Source organism: Acinetobacter sp. UBA1496, from assembly GCF_002324975.1.
Lineage (GTDB): Bacteria > Pseudomonadota > Gammaproteobacteria > Pseudomonadales > Moraxellaceae > Acinetobacter > Acinetobacter variabilis.
Genome location: NZ_DCRI01000047.1, coordinates 1 through 26,998, shown reverse-complemented (window position 1 = coordinate 26,998; position 26,998 = coordinate 1). Strand labels below are relative to the sequence as shown.

21 protein-coding genes and 1 pseudogene are annotated in these 26,998 nt (G+C 42.4%); 1 reads left to right on the top strand and 21 read right to left on the bottom strand.

Features of this window, described 5'->3' with window-relative positions; translation table 11 throughout:
- Window positions 1–25 precede the first annotated feature (25 nt).
- On the top strand, window positions 26–868 hold the full coding sequence (locus B3143_RS05190; protein ID WP_034703837.1) for a universal stress protein: 843 nt from the start codon (window positions 26–28) through the stop codon (window positions 866–868).
- 170 nt (window positions 869–1,038) lie between these two features.
- On the opposite strand, the gene B3143_RS05185 is transcribed toward B3143_RS05190, so the two are convergent.
- The 21 genes and pseudogenes from B3143_RS05185 to B3143_RS05085 all read right to left on the bottom strand — a co-directional run.
- Entirely contained in the window at window positions 1,039–1,704 is a 666-nt protein-coding gene (locus B3143_RS05185) for an O-methyltransferase (protein ID WP_286739747.1), read from the bottom strand.
- 132 nt (window positions 1,705–1,836) lie between these two features.
- Complete coding sequence (locus tag B3143_RS05180) at window positions 1,837–2,550, bottom strand: D-Ala-D-Ala carboxypeptidase family metallohydrolase (protein WP_004786214.1); 714 nt, start codon at window positions 2,548–2,550, stop codon at window positions 1,837–1,839.
- A gap of 141 nt (window positions 2,551–2,691) precedes the next feature.
- The gene (fdxA, locus tag B3143_RS05175) at window positions 2,692–3,015 is read right to left on the bottom strand and encodes a ferredoxin FdxA (protein WP_004786212.1); all 324 of its coding nucleotides are present in this window, start codon (window positions 3,013–3,015) and stop codon (window positions 2,692–2,694) included.
- A 204-nt stretch (window positions 3,016–3,219) separates the two neighbouring features.
- Window positions 3,220–5,844: a DNA mismatch repair protein MutS gene (gene mutS / locus B3143_RS05170; protein ID WP_286739745.1), complete on the bottom strand. Its 2,625-nt coding sequence runs from the start codon at window positions 5,842–5,844 to the stop codon at window positions 3,220–3,222.
- A 289-nt stretch (window positions 5,845–6,133) separates the two neighbouring features.
- Window positions 6,134–8,140, bottom strand: a complete 2,007-nt coding sequence (locus B3143_RS05165) for an esterase/lipase family protein (RefSeq protein WP_286739744.1) — start codon at window positions 8,138–8,140, stop codon at window positions 6,134–6,136.
- Between the two features lie 124 nt (window positions 8,141–8,264).
- Complete coding sequence (locus B3143_RS05160) at window positions 8,265–9,215, bottom strand: ABUW_2363 family tetratricopeptide repeat lipoprotein (protein WP_286739743.1); 951 nt, start codon at window positions 9,213–9,215, stop codon at window positions 8,265–8,267.
- Window positions 9,216–9,338: 123 nt separating this feature from the next.
- Window positions 9,339–10,148, bottom strand: coding sequence for a serine O-acetyltransferase (gene cysE / locus B3143_RS05155; protein ID WP_286739742.1), 810 nt, complete (start codon window positions 10,146–10,148; stop codon window positions 9,339–9,341).
- Complete coding sequence (locus tag B3143_RS05150) at window positions 10,148–10,996, bottom strand: RNA methyltransferase (RefSeq protein ID WP_104426218.1); 849 nt, start codon at window positions 10,994–10,996, stop codon at window positions 10,148–10,150. The genes cysE and B3143_RS05150 overlap by 1 nt, the downstream gene beginning before the upstream one ends.
- 34 nt (window positions 10,997–11,030) lie before the next feature.
- Window positions 11,031–14,603: a DNA polymerase III subunit alpha gene (gene dnaE, locus B3143_RS05145; RefSeq protein ID WP_286739741.1), complete on the bottom strand. Its 3,573-nt coding sequence runs from the start codon at window positions 14,601–14,603 to the stop codon at window positions 11,031–11,033.
- A 576-nt stretch (window positions 14,604–15,179) separates the two neighbouring features.
- Window positions 15,180–15,875 carry a methionine ABC transporter permease gene (locus tag B3143_RS05140; protein WP_004786199.1) on the bottom strand — a complete coding sequence of 232 codons (696 nt, stop codon included), beginning with the start codon at window positions 15,873–15,875 and terminating at the stop codon, window positions 15,180–15,182.
- Window positions 15,872–16,897: a methionine ABC transporter ATP-binding protein gene (locus B3143_RS05135; RefSeq protein WP_286739740.1), complete on the bottom strand. Its 1,026-nt coding sequence runs from the start codon at window positions 16,895–16,897 to the stop codon at window positions 15,872–15,874. The genes B3143_RS05140 and B3143_RS05135 overlap by 4 nt, the downstream gene beginning before the upstream one ends.
- Before the next feature lie 72 nt (window positions 16,898–16,969).
- Window positions 16,970–17,845 (bottom strand): MetQ/NlpA family ABC transporter substrate-binding protein, encoded by an 876-nt coding sequence (locus B3143_RS05130; protein WP_286739739.1) that lies wholly within the window; start codon window positions 17,843–17,845, stop codon window positions 16,970–16,972.
- Between the two features lie 540 nt (window positions 17,846–18,385).
- Window positions 18,386–18,925: pseudogene (locus B3143_RS05125) on the bottom strand (GNAT family N-acetyltransferase).
- Window positions 18,926–19,052: 127 nt separating this feature from the next.
- Window positions 19,053–20,336, bottom strand: a complete 1,284-nt coding sequence (gene purD / locus B3143_RS05120; protein ID WP_286739737.1) for a phosphoribosylamine--glycine ligase — start codon at window positions 20,334–20,336, stop codon at window positions 19,053–19,055.
- Window positions 20,337–20,486: 150 nt separating this feature from the next.
- A complete protein-coding gene (purH, locus tag B3143_RS05115; RefSeq protein WP_286739735.1) occupies window positions 20,487–22,061 on the bottom strand; it encodes a bifunctional phosphoribosylaminoimidazolecarboxamide formyltransferase/IMP cyclohydrolase in 1,575 nt (524 codons plus the stop codon).
- 95 nt (window positions 22,062–22,156) lie between these two features.
- A complete protein-coding gene (gene fis / locus B3143_RS05110; RefSeq protein WP_001086304.1) occupies window positions 22,157–22,426 on the bottom strand; it encodes a DNA-binding transcriptional regulator Fis in 270 nt (89 codons plus the stop codon).
- A gap of 401 nt (window positions 22,427–22,827) precedes the next feature.
- Window positions 22,828–23,688: a DUF3426 domain-containing protein gene (locus tag B3143_RS05105; protein ID WP_286739733.1), complete on the bottom strand. Its 861-nt coding sequence runs from the start codon at window positions 23,686–23,688 to the stop codon at window positions 22,828–22,830.
- An 18-nt stretch (window positions 23,689–23,706) separates the two neighbouring features.
- Window positions 23,707–24,612 (bottom strand): 50S ribosomal protein L11 methyltransferase, encoded by a 906-nt coding sequence (gene prmA / locus B3143_RS05100; protein WP_286739732.1) that lies wholly within the window; start codon window positions 24,610–24,612, stop codon window positions 23,707–23,709.
- A 123-nt stretch (window positions 24,613–24,735) separates the two neighbouring features.
- Window positions 24,736–25,635: a bile acid:sodium symporter family protein gene (locus B3143_RS05095; protein WP_286739731.1), complete on the bottom strand. Its 900-nt coding sequence runs from the start codon at window positions 25,633–25,635 to the stop codon at window positions 24,736–24,738.
- A gap of 88 nt (window positions 25,636–25,723) precedes the next feature.
- The gene (locus tag B3143_RS05090; RefSeq protein WP_286739730.1) at window positions 25,724–26,611 is read right to left on the bottom strand and encodes a bile acid:sodium symporter family protein; all 888 of its coding nucleotides are present in this window, start codon (window positions 26,609–26,611) and stop codon (window positions 25,724–25,726) included.
- Between the two features lie 85 nt (window positions 26,612–26,696).
- The coding region (locus B3143_RS05085; protein ID WP_286739729.1) for a transposase at window positions 26,697–26,998 on the bottom strand (302 nt) is incomplete at its 5' end.

Sequence of the window (26,998 nt, the reverse complement as noted above, 5' to 3'; positions counted from 1 at the left end):
TTTTATTATAAAAGAGAGGCTGAACATGAAACGTGTCATTGCCTGCATAGACTCCTCACCATGCACGAACGCGCTTGCAGATGCGGCTGCATGGATTGCCAAACAGACCGGTCGTGAACTGGTTTTATTACAGGTTCTGGATTATTACCCGGCCAGTTATCATCTTGGGGAAATTAGCGGTGTGATTGGCTTTGAAAGCAATGCCATGTTGCTTAAAGAGCTGGCTGAGCTGGAACAGAAGCAAAGTGAAATCGCACTCAGCTATAGTAATAATCTGCTCCAGCACATTTCGGACCGTATCTTTAAAGATTATGGCATCCGCACCACGCATATTCAGGAAAAGGGCGATTTTCTGGAACAAAGCTTTCAGATTCTAAAACCTGATGATATTGCAGTCATTGGATTACTCGGTGAACGTTCTGCCGAGAAAAACAAGCCAATCGGCACCAATGTAGAAAACTTTATCCGTGGTGCTAACTGTACAGTGATGACTGTAGGGGAACATTTCAGACCACCGACACGTTTTATCTTTGCTTATGAATATTCACCAACCTGTGTGAAGATGATGAAACGTATTGCAGAAAGTGATTTATTAAGACAATTACAATGTCATCTGCTTTATATCGGGGATCATGTGGAAATCCTGAATGAGCCTCTGCAATATTTGACAGAAGCAGGACTAGAGGTCGTTCCAGAATACCGCTATGGAGAAGTGGCTGAAAATATCCTGTCTTATCAGCAGGAACATGGGATTCAGTTAATTGTCTTGGGGGCATTCAGTCACAGCAAGATCCACCAGTTCTTCTTGGGCAGTATTGCGACAACGATTTTCCGCAATTCTAAAGTGCCATTATTGGTAGCAAAGTAAAAAGAGGATAACAAAAGTGGCAGAGATGTATTTTTTGATAAATTGTTACAGCTTGAATTAAAAATAACCAGAGTTATCCTCATATATTGTGGATAACTCTGTGGTCACATTCTGTAAGATGATGTTATTTATCAGGAATACTTTATTGGCTGATTTTTGTTCTAGTCATTTTATTTAACAATTGCGAGTGCAAAACCATCATGGCCTTTGCTACCGACAGTCTGTAAAGCAGTACAAGATAAGATACGTGGATGATTTTCCAGTGCTTTAAACATGTCACGAATGCCTTCAATACTTGGTTTTTTATTGTCCGGATTGATGATATCACCGGCACGAATCACATTGTCCAAGAAAATGATGGTACCGGAGTGAGAAAGGTTTAAGCTTAGCTCCAGATATTCAGGATAGCTTTGCTTATCAGCATCAATAAAAATAAAGTCAAAGGCTTCAGTATCTTCAGGCAGGGCACGAAGCACATCTGCAGCCCGGCCACATTTCAGCTCAATTTTCTGTTTTAACTGTGCACGATCAATATTTTCCTGTCCCATGGCAGCATGCGTGTCACGGCCTTCAATGGTCAGAATATAACCGTCTTCAGGTAGGGCACGAGCCAGCCATATGGTGCTATATGCAGCAAAGGTTCCCAGTTCCAGTACACGTTTGCACTTATTCATTTGGATCAGCATTTGCAGCAGCATTCCCTGATTTGACGCAACAGCCAAATGATCTGGAAAACCATGTGCAGCAGTATTTTCAAGAGTTTGATTCAGGATAGGATCTTCAGGAATTAAATGTGAATCAATGTAGCGGTCAATATCTGTCCACATTTGTTGCATAGTACTCGCACCTTTATTGTGATGCGTGCATTTTAAACTTTTCCGGGCACAGCGCAATTTATTGTTCTATATTCGCTGGTTTTTTAGGCTATACAAAGCCAAAAGTTGGCTTTGTATAGGAAATGGAATGACTTAGTAATTACACATTGATGAGCGACGGCTTAAATCCGGACCCCAAGTTCGATAACCTTGAGTATCAATATGGATTTGGCCAGAGGCATATAAACCGAGCCCCATATTCAGGCTTTGTCCATGCTGTAACCAGAATTGGCACAGTTTGAACTTGGTATTTTCAATTGCTGCATAATCCTGAGCCTGTGGGTACTCAGGTCCGATCCGGAAATCAATTGCCGAGTTAAACAGGTGACGTGAAGAATTGGCTCCACCGGCACATTGATTTAAAGGCAGGTCACGATAAACCGAAGTGACTTCAAAATCAGTCAGCACATTGGCTGCAACCAGATATTTAAAGACACGTAAGGTCGGCACCTGATTTGACCAGAGCTCACGGCTTGGAATCATGTATTGCGATCGACCACATTTGGCCCAATCCCGTGCAGTACGCATCAGCTCAAAGCTTGGAATAATATTTCCGACTCCTTGCTGGGCCAAAAAGTTTTCATATTCACGTACAAGAGACAGGTTATTCAGTGCCGATACCCAGTGAGTATAGACATAAGGAACCGGTTTAGGCTGTGGTTTATGATTGTACTGGACTCGTTCTTCTGGGATGTAAATCCTTTTATCTGGAGTTACCTTACCAGACTGTTTTGTGGTGGTAGCACATCCTACAAAGACAAGCGGGATTATACAAACACTCAATAACCCCTTTATTAAATGCTTCATTGATAGCAATTCGGATATTTATAAAATAGCGCTATTTTAGTCCACTTTTACGGAGAAAATCAGGATAAATTGCAATGAAATGTGTGGATGGGGTATAAAAAAAGACCAGTCTGTGCTGGTCTTTTTTTAAGATTTGAAAAGTTATTTTTCAAGATATTGTAATTTATCAGTTTTACCATTCCACTCTTCACGGTCAGCAGGTTGCTCACCAATTTGGGTGATATTCGGCCATTTTTGAGACAGTTCAGCATTTAGTTCGATAAAGACTTCTTGGCCTTCCGGTAACTCATCTTCAGAGAAAATTGCATTTGCAGGACATTCAGGCTCACATAACGCGCAGTCGATACACTCGTCCGGGTTAATCACAAGGAAGTTAGGACCTTCATAGAAACAGTCTACAGGGCAAACTTCAACACAGTCTTGATATTTACATTTAATACAATTTTCAGTGACAACGAAGGTCATGGCGACAGCTACCTAAAAAATATGGTTCTAATGACGAATACCGTATTTTAGGCAAAAATAGAGGGAACAAACAATTCCTTTTATTGATATTTGTTATATATAGGGCTGTTAAATTTGAAAAAACTGCGATGATTTGATGAAAGGCTCAGGGAATGAGAATCATCATCAGCTAAGCCCTATGCAGGATAGGGCTTAGGAGAGATTTTAACTTGACTGTTTCATAAGATCTTTAAGAGCATAAAGTTGCTGTAATGCTTCACGTGGACTCAAATTGTCGACATCAATGTCTTCTAATAATTCAAGCGCTGCTGAAGGCTTTTCAATCTCGATGACTTTTTCGATGATTTCAGGCATCGTAAACAGATCATGCTGCGGACTCTGTGGTTTTGCCTGATGCTGCTTTTCCAGAATCTTCAAGCGATGCTGAGCTTCTTTAATTACAGCCGCAGGAATACCTGCCAATTTAGCAACCTGTAAACCATGACTCTGGCTAGCTGGACCATGTTGGACTTTATGCAGCAGAATCAGGTTGCCATTTAGTTCTTTGGCTGTGACATGATAGTTATCAATGCCTGATTCTTTATCCAGTTCGGTCAGCTCAAAATAATGTGTTGCGAACAGACATAGACATTGAATGCGTTTAGTCAGATCCAGCACACAAGCCCAAGCGAGTGATAGTCCGTCATAGGTACTGGTTCCACGACCCACTTCATCCATCAGAACCAGAGATTGACTGGTAGCATGATGCAGAATTTGCGAAGTTTCCGTCATTTCCACCATAAAGGTTGATTTGCCAGTCGACAAATCATCTGCAGAGCCAATCCGGGTAAAGATCCGGTCAATTGGACCCAGTGTTGTCGATTGCGCTGGCACATAACTACCGCAATAAGCCAGCAGGGCAATTAGGGCAGTCTGGCGCATAAAGGTGGATTTACCACCCATATTTGGACCGGTAATAATGGCCATACGGTGCTGATAATCCAGCTGGGTATCATTCGGAGTAAATGCAGCCTTGCTTAAAGCTTCCACCACTGGATGACGGCCGGCAACGATTTTCACACCAATTTCAGGGCTGAATTTTGGTCGTGCCCAATTGCGTAAACGTGCCTGATGCGCAAAGTTTGCCAACAGATCGATCTGGGCAATCGCACTGCTCATCATCTGTAGATTACCAATATCCTGACGCAGTTCATCCAGCAACATTTCGAACAGCATTTTTTCACGAGCAAGCGCACGGGATTCGCTAGACAGCACTTTATCTTCAAAAGCTTTTAGTTCAGGCGTGATATAACGCTCGGCATTTTTCAGTGTCTGACGACGGATATAATGTTCAGGTGCCTGTTCAGCTTGTGCACGTGTCAGTTCGATATAATAACCACTGACACGGTTATAGCCGATTTTCAGGGTAGGAATGCCGCTTTGCTCCCGTTCCTTAATTTCCAGATCAATCAGGAACTGTCCAGCATGATCACGGATTTTACGCAGCTCATCCAGCTCGGTATCGAAACCTTCTGCAATGACATTGCCATCACGTAGCAGTACCGGTGGATTTTCAACGATAGCGGACATCAGGCGCTGATGCAGACCATGAAAATCGCCCAATTCTTGATTCAGCTGCTGTAATAATTTCGAATTCTGCTGACTTAACAGTGGTTGTAACGCATGGCGTAAAAATGGAATCTGTGCACAGGCCTGACGTAATTGAACCAGATCGCGTGGACGCGCACTGCCTAAAGCGATACGGCTGAGTACACGTTCAATATCACTGATTTCTTTTAAGACCAGACGGACTGGCGATTCATGGAAACCTTCAAGCAATACCTGTGTGGCATCCAGTCGCTCATCCAGAATCGCAGTATCACGAAGCGGTTGCATGAGGGTGCGGCTAAGCAGACGGCCACCCATAGCGGTCTGACAGTCATTGATCAGCTGGAACAATGAAGTGCCATGCTCAAATAAAGGCTCAATTAGCTCAAGATTACGACGGGTGATTGGATCCAGTGCAATAAAGTCTGAACTTTGTTCCAGTTGAATGGTTCGGATATGCGGTAAAGCCGTTTTCTGGGTTTCTTTGGCATAGTGAATCAATGCAGCCGCAGCAGCTTTGGCCAAGGGCAGATGATCAATTCCGAAACCTGAAAGCGTACTTACTGCAAACTGGTCACATAAGGTTTTCTGAGCATTGTTCTGGTTGAAGTCAACATTAGGGCGTTTACTGATTGGAACATCTAGCTGTTGTTTTAAGTGTTTTACCAGTGCTTGATCTTGCAGATTTTCATCAATCACAATTTCGCTAGGCATCAGGCGTGCCAACTCAATGGCTAACTGACTTAAGTCATAATCGATTTGCTGGACTTTAAATAAACCGGCACTCAGGTCAAGAAGTGCAATTCCGATTTGTTGCTGGTGAACACGCAGAGCAACCAGGTTGGAGGTTTGATGAGCACCTAATAAGGCATCATCGGTTAAAGTTCCAGGGGTAATGATTCGGACGACACCACGTTCAACTGGGCCTTTACCAGTCACTTCACCGATCTGCTCGCAGATCACCACCGTTTCGCCTTTTTTTACCAGACGAGCCAGATAGCCTTCAGCAGCATGGAAAGGTACACCGGCCATGGGAATTGGCTGGCCATTGGCTTTACCGCGATGGGTCAGGGTAATGCCTAAAATTTTGGCGGCCTTATGGGCATCTTCAAAGAACAGTTCATAGAAATCACCCATGCGATAAAACATCAATGAGTGTGGATGCTGCATTTTGACCGACATGTATTGCTGCATCATGGGCGTTAAGCTAGAGAGATCAGCCACAAGTTCTGAACTGGTCATTAAGAAAAAATCCTTTAAATATATAAAGCAAAACCTGAATCTTTTTCCGAAACACTATCCTCGGAAAACCTGGAAAATAGCCTAAGCTAAAATCCTGTAAAGACCGGTTTGAATGTCAAAAATAATTGCCTCAAGTCTAACAAATTTAATTTTTAGAAAGAAATATAAATCCTCAGGAATCTGTATTTAGACGGACTTAGTCGATATAAAGCATAAAAGGGTATTGATACATGGGTTGCCCATAAAAAAAGCCACCGATTGGCAGCTTTTTTATGTCTTTCATCAAAATTTAATCAGGGTCATACAATCCTAAGTCGACCAGATGTAATCTGAGAAGGCGGCGGAGTTCCAGTACAGCCTCAGGCGTTTCCTGAACGGAATGTCCACCTTTGATAATTTTATTGGAAGCCGCACCTTCAAGATATGCACTCTGATAAGCAACGACATCATCAGTCATGATATTTTCATCATCACTATCTGTATTATTGCCAATAATCGAGTGAAATTTGAATCCCGGTGCAGGATTAATATCTTTAGTCAATGCCGTGAATTTTGATTTTTTACTAAGGTCACTCGGCCCATTTTGAATCAGGTCACGACCGACTTCATGTAGAAAATCACTTAAGCCAATTTCACCTTGGACTGTGTCGGCAAATGCGCCCAAAAAGGCACTCGGAACACGAATAATTTTACGTGCCAGTTTGGTATGCCAGCGATCTGCATAATCGGTCCCTTTATGCGGTGCTGCCAGGAAAATAGCGCGACTAAAATTCGGAACTGGCTGCATTTTCAAGCGTGCTTTAAAGAGCGGATTGTCCCGGAACTTGGTCAGCTTTGAATTTTTTACAATATTAAAAGCGGGCTCGGTAATATCTGCATCACTCACCAATAGACGGGCAATGACACCGCCCATACTGTGTCCAACCAGTACAGCTTCTTTTTTGGCTGGTGCATTATTACTAATACGCGCGAAACCTTGTTGAAGCAGCGCATTAATCTGGAAACGGCTTTCCAGAATAGGCATATTGGTTGAGTAGAAGACCTGCCACACCTGGAAATTTTCTCTTAAGACCGGATCACCCATAATATCATTCGTTAAACGAATCCAGGCTTCCGGGCTGCTGGCCAAACCATGAATCAGCACTAAAACCTTTTTATTTGGATTATAAGGTTCCAGCATAAATAGATGAGGCATGACCAGATTATCGTCACGATTGATCAGTGTCAGATAGGCTGCACGTCCCAGGTTATTTTCTGCCAGCCATAAGCCATAAGGCGCTGAAAAATTTGCAGCTAAAGTATATTCCTTATTGGCAACTTTAATCTTGTCATATTTATACGGGTCATAAAGTTTTAAATGGAAGTTGCTGTTATTTAGGATCTGTTTTACAGAGTTCGCTGATTCTGGAATGGCAGTAATTGTGGTTGCCAGATAACGTGCTGAATGAATAAAAGGATTTACGCCATTTTGATATTGGTAATTTAGTGGATCAACCAGATATTTTTTATCTTTTTTGGAAATTTTTTCTTCCGGCAAAACCACCAGAAACTCAGAGCCGAAACCGTCACGACGGGTAATCGAGCGCAGACCAGAGAAGTTCATGTTATAGGTCGACATTAACTGTTCAATCGACTGATTCTTGAGCTGGGGGAAATTGTCCAGATTAATGTTATAGACACTGTTGCCAACCTGCAGGCGTTGTCCGGCTTCTTTAGTTTTATAACGTTCCGCGTAGATCTGGATTAAATGAGCAATCGCCAGGTTATAAAAGTCACGAATCTGAACTTGTCGGTTGTCGAAAATCCGGTCTTGTGGCGCACGTTCAGTCTGGAACAGATAGGCATAACTGTAGCGGATACTTTTATCCAGCATTTGTAACTGCTGTTCCTGACATTTTTGCAGGTTCTGGGTTTGCAGTTGCTGTTTTTCTTCAGATCGGGTTTTAGCCAGAGCACTGGTTTTACATTCAGCCGATTTACCCAGCTGTAGTGATTTAGCTAGATATAATTCACTCGATGTGGAAAGTAATTGCTCATCCAGAATCTGTGGAATTTCTTGTAGCTCTTTCACACATTCTTCTGGATTATTTTCACAGACTTGTGCTTCACGTCCGGTCATGGACAGGACATTCAGACTGGCTTCACTCAACTTATCGCGTGTAAGAATGCTATCGCGTTCATTATTGATGGTGACATTAATAGCCTGCTCTTTAACACTCACCACCTGACAGCCACTCAATACAGCTGTCATGAGTACAGTGCAAAGTAATGCTATCTTATTTATTTTCTCGTGCATAAAGACTTTGAACACTCATTTAAAATTATAAAGCTTGATAATGCTTTGTATTTTACTAATTTTTTCCCATAAAAATAGACCGCCGGAGCGGTCTATTTGTAATATTATGAATCTGAAATATAGCTTATTGTGCTGGTGTAGGCGCCGGGGTTGTTGGTGCAGGAGCGGCTGTTTGCATGACTTGCCATACGTTCCAGCGACCCTGTTTTTCAATTTCCTGAATCAGACGATCAGCGACTTCAGCTTCTTGCGGATATTTAATTTTGTAATTATTCAGAACCTGAACAGCATTCTTTTTATTCTCCATGGCAATGTAGTTATTTGCCGCAGATAAATAAGCTTCCTGAACACCCGCCTGCATTGCCTTCTCCAAATACTGAATCGCTTCACGATGACCGCCACCTTCAGACAGACCAAAGCCAAACCAGAAGTTTGCTTCAGCATCATCCTGGTTGATACGAAGAATGCGCTGTGCATAGGTCATTGACTTGGTGGTATAGATAGAACCTAAATCAAGATTACGTGCCATCACGCTGGCCTTAAATGCACGCATTAATACATCAAATGAAGCATTTGGACGTGAAGCTAGAGTATCTAGCTGTTGAGAAACTTCGCGAAGCTTTGCTTCAAAGCCACGGCGTTCCTGACGGTCGCTAAAACGAGGTGGATAATGACGCGCTTTACCTTCTACCATCTGCAAGAAATCATCGATTTCGGTAATGTCGATTTCATTTTCATTGGCAAGGGCTGCATAACGCATACTGCGTGTATTGCTATCCACCATCGGGATAATCAGCTTGTTTACATCTAGGGTCAACTGTTTAGACGGATCTTCAGGATTAGTCACCACCATTTTTGTCACTGGCTGCGCAGCGGCCTTTTGCAAATGAACTTCAAATGGAGGTGGTTCGTTATAGTTAAACGGGTTTAAAGCATAAAATGGCGGAGTAATTTCAGGTTCAACAAAAACTACCTGATCAGCTGGTTTCTGTTCTTGTTTGCTTGATGTCGGTGCCATAGAGCACGCCGTCATGGTAAAAGCTAAGCAAGAAATTGCTAAGGGCTTCAAGGTCATAATATCCGTCCATTTATGTTATTTTTTAAAACATCTATTCAAAAAAATGCATGATCGTCAGTCTATGAAAAGTACTGCGATCATGCAAGCAAATGCGTGTTACAAAAGAATTACGATTTACAGTCAGGCCTTGGACTGACTGGTTTGTGCTTCGCACTCACGGCGCGCATCTTCCAGAATTTTAAGTTCTTCTTTGCTAAATGGCTGTTCATTTAACTGGTTTTTCTTGAAAGTCGGGTCAAGCAAAGACAGGCGGTTGCACAGCGTATTCATTCGTTTTTCATTTTGTTGAATACGGTCAAGTAGAACACGCATGCCTTCCAGAATCGGGTCTGTCTGATCCTGTGTAGTTGCATAAGGCTGGAAGCCAATACTTTCGGCATAATCACGACGACGTGCTTCAGCATCATCTTTTGGCTGATCTTTGGTGATAAAGCGCGCTGGGTTGCCAACCGCTGTGGTATTCGGCGGAACTGCTTTGGTAACCACAGCATTGGAACCGACCTTGGCATTTTTACCTACCGTGAATGGACCAAGGATTTTGGCACCTGCACCAACAACAACGCCATCTTCCAGAGTCGGGTGACGTTTGCCTTTATTCCAGGTTGTACCACCCAAAGTCACACCATGATACAGGGTGACATCATCGCCAATTTCCGCAGTTTCACCAATCACAACGCCCATGCCGTGATCAATGAAAAAACGTTTACCAATCTTGGCGCCCGGATGAATTTCGATACCTGTTGTAAAACGGCTAAAAGAGGACAAAACACGCGCTGTACCTTTACAGTCTTTTTTCCATAGCTCATGTGCCATGCGATGCATAATCAGTGCATGGATGCCAGGGTAGGTGGTTAAGACTTCTAAGGTATTGCGTGCTGCAGGATCGCGCGCAAAGACAGCTTGGATATCTTCTTTGAGCTGTTTTAGCATTAGTTTTGATCCTCATCCTGTTGTGATGTATGGGAAGATTTTTTCCAGGTGCCGTTATTCAGTGCCTGAACACGAGTGAAAATACCACGAAGTAAGTGATATTCCATACGATCTAATTGTATACGTCCGAAAAGGCGACGCAAGCGTAAAGGAAGTAATCGTGGGTTTTTTGGATCCATAAATTCAATTTCTGCCAGCATTTTTTCCAGATGAGGGTAGAACTGTTCCATCTGTTCATGGGTCACCAGCGGTTCATCCCATTCCATTTCAATGCCATCAATAACTTGCATGGTGGCTTTTGGATCACGTGGGTGTTCAACCTGATCCAGTGCCGCCATACGCAGTTCATAGCAGATCACCTGAATGGCTTGAGCAACATTCAAAACACCATAGTCCGTATTCACAGGAATGGTTAAGTGATAATTCGCAATCGCCAGTTCTTCATTGGTCAGACCACGGTCTTCACGGCCAAACAGAATCGCAATTTCCTGTTTTTCTTGCACCACAGCAGAAAGTGCTTTTTCTGCCGCTGGACGGACATCTAGTAAAGGCCATGGAATAGTGCGACTACGCGCACTGGTACCAAAGACGATCTGGCAATCTTTAATGGCTTCTTCTAGCGTTTCTACGATCTCAATCTGTTCGATCAGATCGGTTGCACCTGCAGCCAGCGCATCAATATCTGGATGCGGGTAGGTTTTTGGTGCAACCAAGACCAGTTTGCACAGGCCCATGGTTTTCATGGCACGTAAGGCACTACCAATATTGGCAGGCAGGGTGGTATTAACCATGACAATACGCACATGGGAGAGATGTGCTGAAACAGCAGCATTGTCAATTTGACTCATGATGATTCCAGTTTGGATATATTAGAATGGGAGATTATGAATACTGCGGTTGAGACTCGGCTTCATATTGTGCCAGAGCATCGTCCATAATCATATCTGAAGGTGGAGGCGGAACCTCAACTGGCTTAGCTTCTTCATAAGATACGGCACGTGCAGCTTTAGACTTCACCTGATACTCGATATAGAGCGCAGTCTTGCCAAAATAGTCACGCAGCTTGGCGAGAAGATCATCCAGTGGTGCAACTTTCCAGCTTAAGCCCAGATGCAGTTCAGCCGTGGCATAGCCATAATCCAGATACAGAATTACTGGAATATGCGTGCTCATATCCACATTGGTATATGGCATCAGAATTTGCTGCAAGTCACGGCTGAGGGTTTTGCTGTAATGTTCAGCTTGCAAGGTAATCTTGATGCTGTTAGCACGTTTCTGACGGATTTCATTCAGGCTAAAGGCTTTGGTCAAACGACCGAGTGGGCGATCAAAACCTTCACGCTCGTAAATTTCACCTTCAATCACCACGACTTTATCAACCTGAACGATATCTTTAAAGCGCTGGAAGCGTTCATGGTTGGTGGAGATTTCGATACGTGCCGTACCATCATCTAATGTCACCATCATCCGGTTCGGGAAGTTAGCGACATCGACTACCAGACCTGCAAACACAGTCGTTACACCACGACGGGTCGGGGTTAATTCATTGATCTGACAAGGTACGAATGCTTTTAGCTCATTACGATATACATCAATTGGGTGGCCCGTTAGATATAGGCCGAGTGTATCTTTTTCACCTTTGAGACGGACTTCATCAGACCAAGGTTTCACCGGTTTGGCCGGTTTACGCTGAACTTCTTCGACTTCACCAAATAGATCCATGATCCCGGTTTCACGGTTCTGACGGGCTTGATCTGCAGCTTGTACCGCTTCAGGCAGTTGTGCCACCAGGTCAGCACGTTCAATACCAAGACAATCTAGCGCACCCGCACGGATCAAGGCCTCGAGCGTACGTTTGTTGATTTTCTTCAGGTCGATACGGTGACAGAAGTCAAACAGGTCTTTATATGGACCTTCTTTCTGACGTGATTCAATCACGGACTGCATTGCCGCTTCACCGACGCCTTTAATCGCACCTAAACCATACACAATAGTTTTTGGATCACTGGCATGGAACTGGTAAATCGACATATTCACCGATGGAGGCAATACTTCCAGTCCGTTATGACGGCAATCATCAATCAGGAACACCACGTTATCAGTGTTCTGCATTTCCGAGGTCATCACCGCTGACATGAATTCAGCAGGATAATGCGCTTTCAACCAAGCAGTTTGATAGGCGACAAGTGCATAGGCTGCAGCATGCGATTTGTTAAAGCCATAGCCTGCGAATTTTTCCATATAGTCGAAGATATGGTTCGCCGTTGCTTCATCGATATCTTTTTTCGCAGCACCTTCAATGAAGATCTTACGCTGCTTGACCATTTCTTCAGGTTTTTTCTTACCCATTGCACGACGAAGTAAGTCCGCACCACCCAAGCTATAGCCGGCACAGAACTGTGCCGACTGCATTACCTGTTCTTGGTATACCATGATTCCGTAAGTCGGCTCTAATACCTTTTCCAGTAATGGATGCAGGTATTCAAACTCGCCACCATGCATACGATGGATAAAGTCAGGAATCAGATCCATTGGACCCGGACGATATAACGATACGAAGGCGATAATTTCTTCGAACTTGCTAGGACGTGCTTCCTTGAGCATCTTCTTCATGCCGACGGATTCAAACTGGAATACCGCGGTGGTATTCGCCGTCGCGAAGATGTTATAGGCTGGCTTGTCATCCAGCGGAATATAGGAAATATTCACCGGTTCGGTCACGTCTGGGCGTGCATTGATGTGCTTGATGGCATCTTCAATAACGGTCAGGTTACGTAGACCTAAGAAGTCGAATTTCACTAGACCGGCAGCTTCGACATCATCCTTATCAAACTGAGCAACACGTGCTGTACCATCCGCATCACACATCACAGCTGAATAGTCGGTCAGCTTGGTAGGGGCAATGACTACACCACCGGCATGTTTACCGGTATTACGGGTAATGCCTTCAAGCTTGAGTGCCATTTCCCAGATTTCTGAGGCATCGTCATAATCGGGATTCGATGGATTGGTGACGATATCTTTCAGTTGAGGTTCAGCTTCCAATGATTCTTCAAGGCTTAAACCCAGAGGCTTGGTGGGAATCAGTTTGGAAATACGATCAGCCAGACCATAAGATTTACCCAAGACACGGGCTACATCTCGAATCGCACCTTTCGCTGCCATGGTACCGAAAGTCGCAATTTGCGATACCGCATCACGACCATAAGTCCGTGCCACATAGTCAATTACGCGGTCACGACCAGCGATACAGAAATCGACGTCAAAGTCGGGCATCGAAACACGTTCCGGGTTCAAGAAACGTTCGAACAGCAGGTCATAGCGCAGAGGATCAAGATCGGTAATTTTCAAACTATAGGCTACGAGGGAACCCGCACCTGAACCACGGCCCGGACCTACCGGTACGCCATTTCCTTTGGACCATTGAATGAAGTCCATGACGATCAAGAAGTACCCTGGGAAGCCCATATCCAGAATAATCTTGATCTCAAAGGCCAGACGTTCATCATAAGGCTGACGGATTATAGGCCAATCTTCTTCACGTTTTTCTGGTGGGTACAGGAAGTTCAGGCGTTCTTCTAAACCTTCTTCACATAAATGTGCGAAGTAGGTGTCAATAGTATGGCCTTCAGGAATTGGATAATCTGGTAGATCGTTGAAACCTAAACGTAGGGTGACATTACAACGTTTTGCGATATGGAAGGTGTTTTCAATCGCGGTTGGAATATCGCTAAACAGTTCCGCCATTTCTGTTGAGCTTTTAAAATATTGCTCAGGGCTATAGGTTTTAGGACGGCGATTATCACCAAGCACATAACCATCTGCGATACAGACACGCGCTTCATGTGCTTCAAAGTCTTCGCGTGCAATAAAATGCACATCATTATGTGCAACTACACCAATATTATATTTTTTAGCGAGCTTTACCGCTTCTTCAATGAAAGTATCTTCATTAGCTCGGCCGGTGCGGGTGAGGGCGAGATAAACACGGTTGCCAAATTTCTCTACCCATTCTTGTAGTAGCGGTTCAGCTTTATCAGGATTTGAGGTAATCAGCATTTTGCCGACATCGGATTGCATGCCCAATAACACGATCATGTCATCGTGCTGTTTCAAGATCCAATCTTTTTGTACGCAAGGAATATCCAGTTGCTGGCCGCTGATATAACCTTCAGACACCAGTTCGGTCAGGTTGCGCCAGCCTTTGTTGGTCATGGAAAGCAGGGTAACCCGATGCTCAGCATCATTCAGACGAATTTCAGAGCCAAGAATCGGTTTGATGCCTTTATCCAAACATTTTTTATAGAATTTAACAGCAGCATGTAGATTGGATAAATCAGTCAGCGCGAGTGCTGGCATCTCGTCATTCGCAGCAGCTTTGACCAAGTCAGGTATACGTACGATGGATTCAGTAATCGAAAATTCTGTATGAATACCAAGATGAACAAAGTGCATAAATGAGTCCCTGCAAAAACCACTCGATAGTTTAGCACGGGATTTATTGTTTCAGTTTGAAATTGAGGGGAAATGCTGAACTTTTAGATTGTAATTGAGAATTGACTTAAGGCTATGTTCATCACTGTATTGGAATAGAACTATTCTCCCTAAATTGAATTTGTATTAGGCGACATGGATGTTGCCGTTGGCTTGTGATACAGGGAAGTATCATCAAGCCAACAGAAGATTTTTTACCTTGCATAGGAGTGCTATTCATCTTTCAAAAGTAAAAGAAAGATTTCAAGTGTCAGTAAGCTTATTCCTGAAGTTATTTGAAAATTAGAATTTCATTATTTTTACTTTAATTTAAATTTTGAGTAGTTATGCCTTATTTGTGACGGGCCAAAAGTGACAAAACCCCTTTTGTTGATCTGATGGCACTTCCTGAGCAAGCTTTAAGCATTGCTTTAAAGCTTGTGTAAGACAGATCAACGGCAGCATCCATGTGTTCGCTTCGATGTTTAAGATGCAGATATTTTATGGGTAGAAAATAAAACCCTCAAAAAGAGGGCATTATTTACTTAGGAATTTAGCTTAACGAAGTCGAGATAACCAGTCACCGACACTTTGTACAATCTGCACCAGAATCAACAAGACAATTACAGTCATGATCACGACAGAGGTATCAAAACGCTGATAACCATAAGAGATCGCTAAGTCACCAATACCACCAGCACCAACTGCTCCAGCCATCGCTGTTGCACCAATCAGACTGATGGTTGCAGTAGTGAGGTTAAGAATGAGTGAGCTACGCGCTTCCGGCAGAATAAACTTAAAGATAATCTGCATTGGTGTTGCACCCATCGCCTGAGCAGATTCGATAATGCCTTCATTCACTTCCAGCAGAGAGGTTTCTACCAGACGGCCGATATAAGGACCGACATAAATAGTTAGAGGTACAATCGCTGCCCAAGTACCAATTGATGTTCCGACCAAAAACTTGGTTAGTGGAATCACCGCAATTAGCAAAATAATAAATGGCAGGGAACGCAGTGCATTCACAATCGGGTTTAGAGCATGGTAAATCACACGGTTTGGCAGAATCCCGTTTGGACGAGTGACGAGTAAAATGATCGCCTGAATGAAGCCCCAGATACAGCCAAACAACATCGCAAAGAACACCATATGGAAGGTTTCTTGCAGTGCTGTAACAAACTGATCCATCGATAGCGAGCTTTTCCAGAATGGCGCAGTAATAGTGGTCAACCACTGTACAATTAAGTCTCTCATTCTTGTACTCCTGCCTGATCTACTTGTACGCCGTTATCTCTCAGATATTGCATCGCTGCTGTGATTTGCGCTGGATCGCCTAAGAGCTGAATAAACATCTGGCCAATCACTGACCCATTAATTTCTGTCATATTGGCAAACAGGATATTCAAGCTGATATCAAACTGTTTGATCACACCCTGAATCACGGTTTCCTGCGCTGAGCTGCCCAGGAATTTTAAACAATAAATACTGTGATGATTCTGATTTTCCAGATTCGCCAGAATATTTACTGGCAAGTTCTGCTGGAGTACAGTTTGAATGAAGTTTTTCGTCGTTGGATGCTGCGGCTGACTAAAGATCTGCAGGGTAGAACCGGTCTCAATCACATCACCTTTTTCCATGACTGCAACATAATCACACACAGTTTCGATCACATCCATTTCATGGGTGACCATGACAATGGTAATGCCTTGTTCCTGATTAATACGTTTCAGAAGTTGCAGTACAGACTTGGTGGTTTGCGGATCAAGAGCAGAAGTCGCTTCGTCACAGAGCAAAATTTTTGGATGATTCGCTAGGGCACGAGCGATACCAACACGCTGTTTCTGACCACCAGACAGTTCATCCGGGAAAGCATGACGCTTATGTTTTAAATCAATAAAATCCAGCAGTTCTTCGAGACGTTTTTCCCGTTCAGCTTTACTCCAGCCAAGCAATTTCATTGGCATTTCGATATTGGCAGCCACTGTTTTAGTCTGCATTAAGTTAAAATGCTGGAAAATCATGCCGATCTGGGTACGTTCCTGACGCAATGATTTGGCATCCAAAGCAGTAAAGTCCGTGCCATTGATAATCACCTGACCAGAAGTAGGGCGTTCAAGCAGATTAATTAGGCGGATCAGGGTACTTTTACCGGCACCACTATAGCCAATAATGCCAAAGATACTGCCGGTTGGAATCTGTAAATTAATCCGATTCAAAGCATGTAAGGTTTGACCCTTGAGCTCATACTGTTTGGAGATGTCTTTAAATTCAATCATAGTGTCAAATACTGCATCACGAATAAAAAAACAGGCAAGAAATCTTGCCTGTTCTGAATATTGATTATTGTATTACTTTTCTTCGGTTAAATAAGTCACTGGTTTATTTACAGCAACTTTAGTACCACCGAAGTGTTCATCAACATAGGCTTTCACAGCAGGAGTATGATACAACTGGCCAACTTTTTGAAGTACAGGATCATTTTGACGGTCAGCAGCGACAGCTAAAATGTTAACATTCATTTTAGTACTTTGATCAATCGCTTCGTAATAGATCGCATCTTTCAATACGTTCAGATCACCTTCCATTGCCAAAGTATTACCTAGAACAATCGCATCTACTTCATCTTTCACACGGACTGCAGTCGCCATTTGAATTGGCTTGATGACAATCTGTTTCGCATTTTCAGTGATGTCAGCAGGCGTACCTTTTACCAGGTCAAAGTTTGGTTTAAGTTTTACCAGACCCGCAGATTGTAAAAGTAACAATGCACGTGATTCATTCGCGCCATCGTTAGGAATAGCAATTGTCGCACCTTGCTTAAACTCTTCAACTTTTTTCACTTTGCTTGAGTAAATCCCCATTGGTTCAAGATAAGTCGTAGAAAGTGGAGCGATCTTTTGAGTATTGGCGTCGTTATAAGCCACCATATAGGCATAAGACTGGAATGCGTTAACATCAATTTCTTTGTTGGCAACCGCAGTGTTCATCGCAACATAATCAGTGAAGTTTTTCACATCAAGTTTGATGCCGGCTTGTTTAGTTTCAGGCAAAGTTGAAATGTAGCGCCATACGTCAGCATCTGAACCAGTGGATGCCATAGTAACTGTTTGAAGTTCACCTGAGTCTTTGTTTTGGGCTGCGTCCGTTGCAGGCGCTTCTTGTTTTCCGCATGCAGTTAGTGTTAATACAGATGCACTGAGTAAAACGCCAAGTAGCTTTTTCATAAAGATGTCCTAATTCTCGTGTTGCCTAAAGTATATGCATTTTAAGGTCATGTTAAAGTGGAGTTTTATTACACTTTCATCTGACCCTGGATCGATGTCGCATGTGGCTCCGGCAGGGAAAATGCAAATGTACTGTAACAGTTCACGTTAATTCGATCGGGTCAGAGTTCACCAAACCACTATATCGGTTTTCTATTTGGAGAGAGTAAATAGAGATTTTATAAAAGATATAGTCAAATTTGGTACTCTGAATGGGCGCAATCATAGCAATTATTATTTATTCGATATAGTGGATAAAAACTATCTACTTATCTATTCAGTAAAATATATATTAGATGAAAATGATTAAAATATTAATGAATACAATATATTATTTTTATTTAAGATAAATCAGAATTACATATCGCTTAAAGATTGATCTTTATAAGATTTTATCCAATAGAAATCATAAAAATGAATAAACATAGGTAAATCTACTAGCTCATTGAGCTACTGAAAAATCTTTTTTAATGAATGGTTAAGGAGGGTTTAAGTCAACTCTTATTTACTTGAATAATTGCTTTGATTAATTTCATACAATACATGCCAACATAAAGGATGATCCTTAGGCAAGCGTGGATGCTGAAATTCTTGAGTCTTTACCATACCTATCTTTTTCATCACCGCTTCGGATGGTGTATTGACTGTGACAGTGAAAGATACAACTTTATTCAAACCTAAAGTATTGAATGCGTAATCCAATACTGCGCGAGCACCTTCAGTGGCATAACCTCGATGCCAATATTTTTTGGCAAGACGCCAGCCAATTTCAACACAGGGTGTAAACTCAAACAGATTAGGCTACGGTTGCAGGCCAATAAAGCCAATAAATTCTTTAGTCTCTTTTAGCTTAACTGCCCATAAACCCCAACCATACTGATCAATCTGATTAGTTACTTTTTCAATAAACTGTAGACTTTGTTCAGGTGTCAGTAGGCTGGGAAAATAACGCATAACTTCAGGATTTTGCCCCATAGCAATAAAAGCTAGATAGTCCGATGCTTGCCAAGGTCGAAGGATGAGGCGTTCTGTTTCTAACATTTCTAAAAATGGAGTTTAGTGATCTAGCTATTTATAAAACTATAAAGCCAAGCATGAGTAAAGTTGAAATTCTTCACTATAAAAAAACCCCGCATTCAGCGGAGTTTTTATTTAATCTAAATATAGATTAAGCATTTTCACGCGCAATTGCACGGTAACCAATATCTTTACGGTATTGAACGCCGTCGAATGTTACTTTTTCGCAAAGCTCTAATGCTTTAGCTTGTGCTTCACCAATGGTATTACCCAGTGCAGTTACGCAAAGAACACGACCACCAGCAGTGACGATGTCGCCATTCTCAAGTGCTTTAGTCCCTGCATGGAATACTTTCGCATCAGCCATTTCAGTGTCTAAACCTGAAATCACATCGCCATTGCTAGAAGTTTCAGGATAGCCTTTAGATGCCAGTACGATACCGACAGTTTTACGCTCATCCCATTCAGCTTCTGCAGGAAGATTGCCTTCAAGACCTGCTTGAACCAAATCTACCAAAGATGATTTTAAGCGCATCATGATCGGTTGAGTTTCTGGATCACCAAAACGACAGTTGAACTCGATTACTTTTGGTTGACCTTTATCGTCAATCATCAGACCTGCATACAAGAAACCTGTGTATACGTGACCATCTTTTTTCATGCCTTCAACAGTCGGGCGCATCACTTCATTCATAGTTTTTTCAAATACGCCAGCAGTCACAACAGGAGCAGGAGAGTAAGCACCCATACCGCCAGTATTTGGACCTTGGTCGCCTTCAAAAATACGTTTATGATCTTGAGACGTCGCCATTGGCAGGATGTTGTCACCATCAATCATGCAAATGAAAGAGGCTTCTTCACCAGCAAGGAATTCTTCAATGACTACGCGAGAACCGGCATCGCCAAACTTGTTGCCAGCCAGCATGTCATCAATCGCATCAAATGCTTCTTGATTGGTCATGGCAACAATTACGCCTTTACCTGCAGCAAGACCATCCGCTTTGATCACGATTGGTGCACCATTTTTCTCTACAAAGGCTTTCGCTGCATCTACTTCGGTAAATACATCGTAGAAAGCTGTTGGAATGTTATGGCGTTTTAAGAAGTGCTTAGCGAATGCTTTAGAGCCTTCCAGCTGAGCAGCAAATTGAGTTGGACCCCAAATTTTCACGCCTGCTTCGCGGCAAGCATCAACCACACCATTCACAAGCGGTGCTTCAGGACCCACAATAATCATTTCAACTGCATTATTTTTCGCAAAATCAATGATGGCAGGATTGTCGAGAATGTCCAAAGCGACATTTTCACATTTATTTTCAGTTGCGGTGCCTGCATTGCCCGGTGCAACAAATACTTTTGCCACTTGATCGTCTTGTGCGATTTTCCATGCAAGCGCATGTTCACGGCCGCCACTACCTAAAACCAGAATATTCATTTAAAAAATCCCTCAAAATTGAATCCCTCCCAACCTCCCTTTACGAAAGGGAGGGGAATCGCGAAATAAAGACTTCCTCTATATGCGCGAAAAGTCCCCCTTTTTACAAAGGGGGATTTAGGGGGATTAATAAATACAACTTATAATTAATTAGTGGCGGAAATGACGCATGCCAGTGAATACCATTGCAATACCAGCTTCATCCGCTGCAGCAATTGTTTCTTCGTCACGCATTGAACCACCTGGTTGGATAATGCATTTGATACCGGCTTTAGCCGCGTTGTCGATACCGTCACGGAATGGGAAGAAGGCATCAGATGCCATAACTGCACCTTCAACCACTAAACCAGCGTGTTCAGCTTTGATCGCAGCAATACGAGCTGAGTTTACACGGCTCATTTGACCTGCGCCCACACCAATAGTTTGACGGTTTTTCGCATAAACAATCGCGTTTGATTTCACGTATTTCGCAACTTTCCAAGCAAAGATCATGTCATCGATTTCTTGTTCAGTTGGAGCACGCTTAGTCACTACTTTAAGGTCATCTTTCGTGATCATGCCCAAGTCTTGATCTTGAACCAGTAAACCACCGTTTACACGTTTGTAGTCAAGCTGTGGAGCACGTTCATTAATCGCTGGAAGTTCGCCACATACGAGTACACGTACGTTTTTCTTCGCGCCAGTCACTTCAAGTACGCCGTCAGCGATACTTGGTGCAATGATCACTTCAACGAATTGACGATCCACAATTGCTTGCGCAGTTGCAACGTCTAATTCACGGTTGAACGCAATGATGCCGCCAAATGCAGATTCTGGGTCAGTTGCATAAGCAAGATCATAAGCGGCTTTGATGCCGTCTAAAGATACTGCAACACCACATGGGTTCGCGTGTTTCACGATCACACAAGCAGGTTTCGCGAATGATTTAACACATTCAAGTGCAGCATCAGTGTCCGCGATATTATTATAAGATAATTCTTTACCTTGTAACTGTTTAGCAGTCGCAACAGAAGCTTCTTTCGCAGCAGGGTCAACATAGAACGCAGCAGACTGGTGCGGGTTTTCACCGTAACGTAAGTCTTGAGCTTTGTTTAATTGAGTATTGAAAGTACGCGCAAATTTATCTGCCTGACCTTCTTCTTTACCTACGCGAGCGCCTAGGTAAGATGCGATCATACCGTCATATTGAGCAGTGTGTTCGAATGCTTTAACAGCAAGGTCAAAACGCGTTGCATAAGATAAAGCACCCTCAGCTTTAAGCTCAGCAATCACAGTCGTATAGTCAGCAGCATTTACCACGATACCAACAGATGCGTGGTTTTTCGCAGCAGCACGAACCATTGTTGGACCACCGATGTCGATATTTTCAATCGCATCAGCCAGTGAACAGTTTGGTTTCGCTACAGTTGCAGCAAATGGATACAGGTTAACAACGACAAGATCGATCGCATCGATGTTGTGTTCAGCCATCACAGCTTCGTCTAGACCACGACGAGCCAAAATGCCACCATGAATTTTCGGATGTAGTGTTTTTACACGGCCGTCCATCATCTCTGGGAAACCAGTGTGCTCCGAAACTTCTACTACAGCGACATTATTGTCTTTCAACAATTTGTATGTACCACCTGTAGATAAAATTTCTACCCCAAGAGCAGCAAGGTCTTGTGCAAATTTCACAATACCGGTTTTATCGGAAACAGAGATTAAAGCGCGTTTAATAGTCATGATCTTCGTCACAGTTACCAAGGAACAGATTAAATCTAAATAGCTAATTAACAGTCAAAAAAAAATGCCTGCGGTAGCCGCAAGCATTTTATCATTTATTCACTCATTAAACCGTGAGCTTTTAACTTTTTGCGTAAAGTACCGCGGTTTAGTCCGAGAATCTCGGCAGCGCGTGTCTGATTACCACGCGTATATTCTAGAACGACAGATAATAAAGGCTTCTCCATTTCTGCCAGCACCATGTCGTACACCTGAGAAGGTTGCTCGCCTTGCAGTTGTGCAAAGTAGTGGCGAACTGCGCGATCTACGTGAATACGAAGAGCGACATCAGATTGTGCAGTAAAAATAGGAGATTTGCTATTCATGCGAATTAATCCGAAAAATCAAATATCACTTGGGTAAAGCGATATATAAAAGTGGTCTAGAAATTGAAATGAACTCCATTTTAGATCCTAAAACTGGAGTTCTAAAACTTGGTCATTACATTGAGCTTGTAGCTTGCCACATCTCGACGATTTGGTCGAAAAATAAGCGTAACAATAGTTAAAGTTTTGTTACTGACCAAAATCAAAACAAAAAAATCTGCTAGATACGCAATAAGTTTTAGAGCGCATTAGGCAAGACTGTATTTGTTGTGAAAAAGTAGCGAGGAGTTTGCAGCACATAGCTTTCGTGGCGCGTATAATACCATTGTCTCGGGAAAAGTGAGCAAGAAAACTGCATTTTTTTTAACTTTTTTTTCGTTTTTTAATAGTTTTTATCAATATTAAGGTCGAATTATTTCCAAACTGTAATTATCGAAGTCTTTACGGTCGACAGGAAGCACAAATTCAAATTTAAATGGGCTGTTTTGGGGAATACGTTGAATCTTGACCAAGCTTTCGATCAGGTATTCCTGAGGTTTTAAATTATAAGTCGCCAAGACCACACCTTGATCTTTAAGGTGGACTCTCAAATTTGGCATTTCCAGACTACGCTTATGGAAATTGATCAGTTCACCGCTAAACTGGGTTTTATCTGTAGCAATTGCTTTGGCTTTGACCTTATTGGTATTGATCAGATTGTAATGTTCTTCGAGATTGGAACAGTTGAACACTTCACAGATATTGTTAAAAGCCACACTCATCACATGACTATTCTTAATATAGTGTGGATTAAACCAGAAGAATTGAAATAAAAGTAAGCCAAATAAGAACAGGTTTAGGCTGGTCCAGCCTAAATAATAAAGCGGGCCTTTATTGTGCTGTTTATCAGCCTGATCATCCCAGTTCATGCTAGGGAGGATTGCAATCGGTTCGGTACTGAAATAATTCAGGTTGTTCAGATAGGTTTTCAGATCAATATTTGAGTTTTCAACTTTTTCATCAAAGATATTGAGTAAATAGTGCTGATCTGAAGAATTGGCTGAAGAAGTAGATTCGGCGAGGCTTCTATTAATATAAGAAACATGACTTGGCATATGGGTAAGGGCGACCGAATTCTGTGCTTCGGTCACCAGATGCGATAAAGCATTAAAGGTCGTACTACATTTTGGGCAGCAAACCATGCCTTGGGCAATGGTTAATTGCGCAACCGTAACTTTATAGGTTGTAGAGCAGGTCGGGCAGTGGGTTCGCTTGTCACTCATAAATGTTTTATAGACTCTTTAATTCTTATGGCGTTTCCCCGAAATACGGCACCAGTGTTCATCGCGTTTTTCTACTTCTAATATATCAAAATGTTTTGAATAAATGCTAGTAACATCAGCAACTTGCTCTTCGATAACACCTGCGAGTGCGAACTCTGCCTCAGGTTTGACTAAATCTGCGAACTCAGGCTCAAGCATCATGAGTGGGCCAGCCAGAATATTGGCTACAAATACATCTGCTTTCTGCTCGCCAAGCTCTGCGTTGAACTCTTCCGGTAAACCAACATAAAGTCGATCCAATACGCCATTCAGTTCAGCATTCTGTTTAGTGGCTAAAACAGCTTGTGGGTCAATATCAGTTGCATAGGCATATTTGGCACCGAGTAATAGGGCCGCGACAGCTAGAATACCTGAACCACAGCCATAATCGATCACGATCTTGTCTTTTACATCAGTTTTACCCAGCCATTGCAGGCAAAGGAAAGTAGATGCATGGTTACCTGTACCAAAAGCCAAACCTGGATCAAGCTTGATATTCACTGCTTCTGATTCAGGCGCTTCCATCCATTCCGGAACAATCCAGAATTTTTCAGAAATCTGGATTGGCTCATAGGCATCCATCCAGGTGCGTTCCCAAGCTTGATCTTCCAGGAATTCATGGCGGATCGGTGCTTCAGGTAGTTGTGCGCGAATAAAGGTTTCCAATGCAGCTACATCGATTTCTTCTTCGTCATCTTCCTGAGCATAGATGCCAGTCACGATCACTTTATTCCAGAGCGGTGTTTCACCTGGAAGTGGTTCCAGTAAATCCTGGTTTTCAGCATCATCCAGAGTGACACTTACGGCGCCCAGTGAGCTAAGTAATGTTTCAGTAAAATCTACCTGAGCTTGATCAACTGTAATATGAATTTGTAACCACTTCACAGAAATAACCTTTATACATTTTTTCAAAAAGCTATTGTAACGGAAGTTCAGCTTGAAGGTGTGATCTTCTTGAGACGGAGTTAAATAAAAAGGATGCTTTCGCATCCTTTTTATGAAAACCGGTTAAAACGCATTTTCCTGAGTGGGAGAAATGCTAGGACGTGCAGCTACTGGAGCAAAGCGATTCAGTAATAATCCAAAAATAGCCGCGAAGATATACATAAAGATTGAATAAACCGCAGCGGGCATAGCAACTACAGTGCTGGACATGACGGTAAGTGCAATAGTCATGGCGAGTGTGCTGTTATGAATACCGATCTCGAAGGCGCTGGCACGTGCCTGAGCGGAATTGATATTCATCAGGCGTGGAACAAAATAGCCAATCATTAAGCTGAAGAGACAGAACAGGGCGGTTGCTAAACCCACCTGAGTCAGATATTCGGCAATATTGGCGCGTTCACTATAAATTGCTCCTGCAATAATCAGCACCAGAAAGAGGACTGCAAAAATGCGAAGAGGCTTATTCAGCTTTACAGTGAGTGCTGGGGCATAATGACGAATCAACATACCAATCGCGACCGGTATAATAATGATACCAAACACTTGCAGGATCTTTCCGAACTGTAAGCTGATCTGCTGACTGTCCTGCATAAAATGCATGATCGAGAAATTCATGATTAAAGGTAAGGTAAATGCAGCAACCACCGAATTGATCGCAGTCAAGGTAATATTAAGCGCCAAATCACCTTTAAATAGATAGCTGAACAGATTTGCGGTGCTACCACCTGGCGATGCGGCCAGCAACATCAGACCAACAGCGAGTAAAGGTGGTAAAGCCAGAACTTTACATAGAATGAAAGCAATGCTTACCAGCAGAATTAATTGACAAAACAAGGCAACCAGCACTGCTTTAGGGTGCTGACTTACCCGCGCAAAATCTTTGAGTGTGAGTTCGAGTCCTAATCCCACCATGATGATGGCGAGTGCGAGGGGGAGGAATATTGTTATGATGTCAGAGTCCATCTGCATGCTCCTTATAGAAATTTATTTTAATAGTTTTAAATTTTCTATAAAAAAGCATACAGCTTAAGCAGGCAATTGACTTAGAAAGTTACAAATCTGATAAACGACTCTTGGCACTATTGCTGAGTTTCTGCTGGCTGATCATAAAACCAAAAATCCCAGCAAAAACGTACATGACAATTGAATAAATACCCGCAGGGATGGCAATAGTGACATTATTCAGGACAGAAATCGCAATTGTCATTGACACAGTTGTGTTATGAATGCCGACTTCAAAGGTACAGGCACGTGCCATCTTGTCTGGAATATCCATTAATAAAGGCAGGCAATAACCGAGAAACAGGCTGGAAAAACATAATATAGAGGTAGCAATCCCAATGCTGGCAAAATATTCGATAATGTTAAAGCGCTCTTGGAAAATGGCATAGATCAAGAGCATGCTTAAAAAGGCGATAGATAGCAGCCGCATTGGCATATGTACAATATCTGAAAGCTTTGGAAATTTTGCCCGCATCAGCATGCCGATTACAACCGGAATAATCGTAATCAGAAAAACCTGAGCCATTTTTTCAAGCGGTAAGCCGATGCCGGTATCCTGTCCTATAAAATAGTACAGGGACAGGTTCATAATAAAAGGTAAGGTAAAAATAGAAATAATTGTATTGATGGCGGTTAACGTGATATTAAGCGCAACATCACCTTTATAAAGATAACTCAGCAGATTGGCAGTAGCTCCTCCTGGAGAGGCAGCCAGCAGCATCATGCCTACAGCAAGCAATGGCGGCAGATCAAGTACCAGACAGATTAAAAAGGTTAAACCGGTTAAAATTATCAGTTGTGAGAATAAGACAATAAAAATCACCTTAGGATAACGGCTAACATGTAGAAAATCCTTGATTGTTAACTGTAGCCCTAACCCCATCATTGTTATTGCCAAAGTAATCGGCAAAAACAAGCTAAAAAACCCCGAATCCATGAAGTTTCCTTTTTATTATTCATTTTTTAGGTATGTTTTGAGTTTAGCGTAGATGAATAAATAAGCAATTAGGACTTACGCACTATTATTTATAGATTTTCTGTGGCAGCAGATGATTCTTATCGAGAATAAATTCATCAATAAAGTTCTTGATAATTGGTCTAAATAATTTCTTCTGCCAACGATATACATTTTCAAAGATCCGCTCAAACTGGTTCTTTTGTATCTCAACATAGGCCATCAAGGCTGAGAAAATATGATTCAAAATCAGCTTGGATCGTCTTACTTGAAACTTTTCAATATGACAAACCTGTTTAATTACTCGATGATATTGTTCTATTTTCCAATGACTTGAATGTAATTCATAAAAACCATCAAAGGACAATA

What these genes read in the sequence shown, in the direction of transcription:
- B3143_RS05150 (WP_104426218.1), bottom strand. Translation starts at nt 10,996, where the DNA reads ATGAGTCAAATTGACAATGCTGCTGTTTCAGCACATCTCTCCCATGTG.
- B3143_RS05160 (WP_286739743.1), bottom strand. Translation starts at nt 9,215, where the DNA reads ATGACCTTGAAGCCCTTAGCAATTTCTTGCTTAGCTTTTACCATGACG.
- B3143_RS05130 (WP_286739739.1), bottom strand. Translation starts at nt 17,845, where the DNA reads ATGAAAAAGCTACTTGGCGTTTTACTCAGTGCATCTGTATTAACACTA.
- cysE (WP_286739742.1), bottom strand. Translation starts at nt 10,148, where the DNA reads ATGCTAAAACAGCTCAAAGAAGATATCCAAGCTGTCTTTGCGCGCGAT.
- B3143_RS05165 (WP_286739744.1), bottom strand. Translation starts at nt 8,140, where the DNA reads ATGCACGAGAAAATAAATAAGATAGCATTACTTTGCACTGTACTCATG.
- B3143_RS05185 (WP_286739747.1), bottom strand. Translation starts at nt 1,704, where the DNA reads ATGCAACAAATGTGGACAGATATTGACCGCTACATTGATTCACATTTA.
- B3143_RS05180 (WP_004786214.1), bottom strand. Translation starts at nt 2,550, where the DNA reads ATGAAGCATTTAATAAAGGGGTTATTGAGTGTTTGTATAATCCCGCTT.
- B3143_RS05090 (WP_286739730.1), bottom strand. Translation starts at nt 26,611, where the DNA reads ATGGATTCGGGGTTTTTTAGCTTGTTTTTGCCGATTACTTTGGCAATA.
- purD (WP_286739737.1), bottom strand. Translation starts at nt 20,336, where the DNA reads ATGAATATTCTGGTTTTAGGTAGTGGCGGCCGTGAACATGCGCTTGCA.
- B3143_RS05140 (WP_004786199.1), bottom strand. Translation starts at nt 15,875, where the DNA reads ATGAGAGACTTAATTGTACAGTGGTTGACCACTATTACTGCGCCATTC.
- fis (WP_001086304.1), bottom strand. Translation starts at nt 22,426, where the DNA reads ATGAATAGCAAATCTCCTATTTTTACTGCACAATCTGATGTCGCTCTT.
- B3143_RS05190 (WP_034703837.1), top strand. Translation starts at nt 26, where the DNA reads ATGAAACGTGTCATTGCCTGCATAGACTCCTCACCATGCACGAACGCG.
- mutS (WP_286739745.1), bottom strand. Translation starts at nt 5,844, where the DNA reads ATGACCAGTTCAGAACTTGTGGCTGATCTCTCTAGCTTAACGCCCATG.
- fdxA (WP_004786212.1), bottom strand. Translation starts at nt 3,015, where the DNA reads ATGACCTTCGTTGTCACTGAAAATTGTATTAAATGTAAATATCAAGAC.
- dnaE (WP_286739741.1), bottom strand. Translation starts at nt 14,603, where the DNA reads ATGCACTTTGTTCATCTTGGTATTCATACAGAATTTTCGATTACTGAA.
- B3143_RS05135 (WP_286739740.1), bottom strand. Translation starts at nt 16,897, where the DNA reads ATGATTGAATTTAAAGACATCTCCAAACAGTATGAGCTCAAGGGTCAA.
- B3143_RS05095 (WP_286739731.1), bottom strand. Translation starts at nt 25,635, where the DNA reads ATGGACTCTGACATCATAACAATATTCCTCCCCCTCGCACTCGCCATC.
- B3143_RS05105 (WP_286739733.1), bottom strand. Translation starts at nt 23,688, where the DNA reads ATGAGTGACAAGCGAACCCACTGCCCGACCTGCTCTACAACCTATAAA.
- purH (WP_286739735.1), bottom strand. Translation starts at nt 22,061, where the DNA reads ATGACTATTAAACGCGCTTTAATCTCTGTTTCCGATAAAACCGGTATT.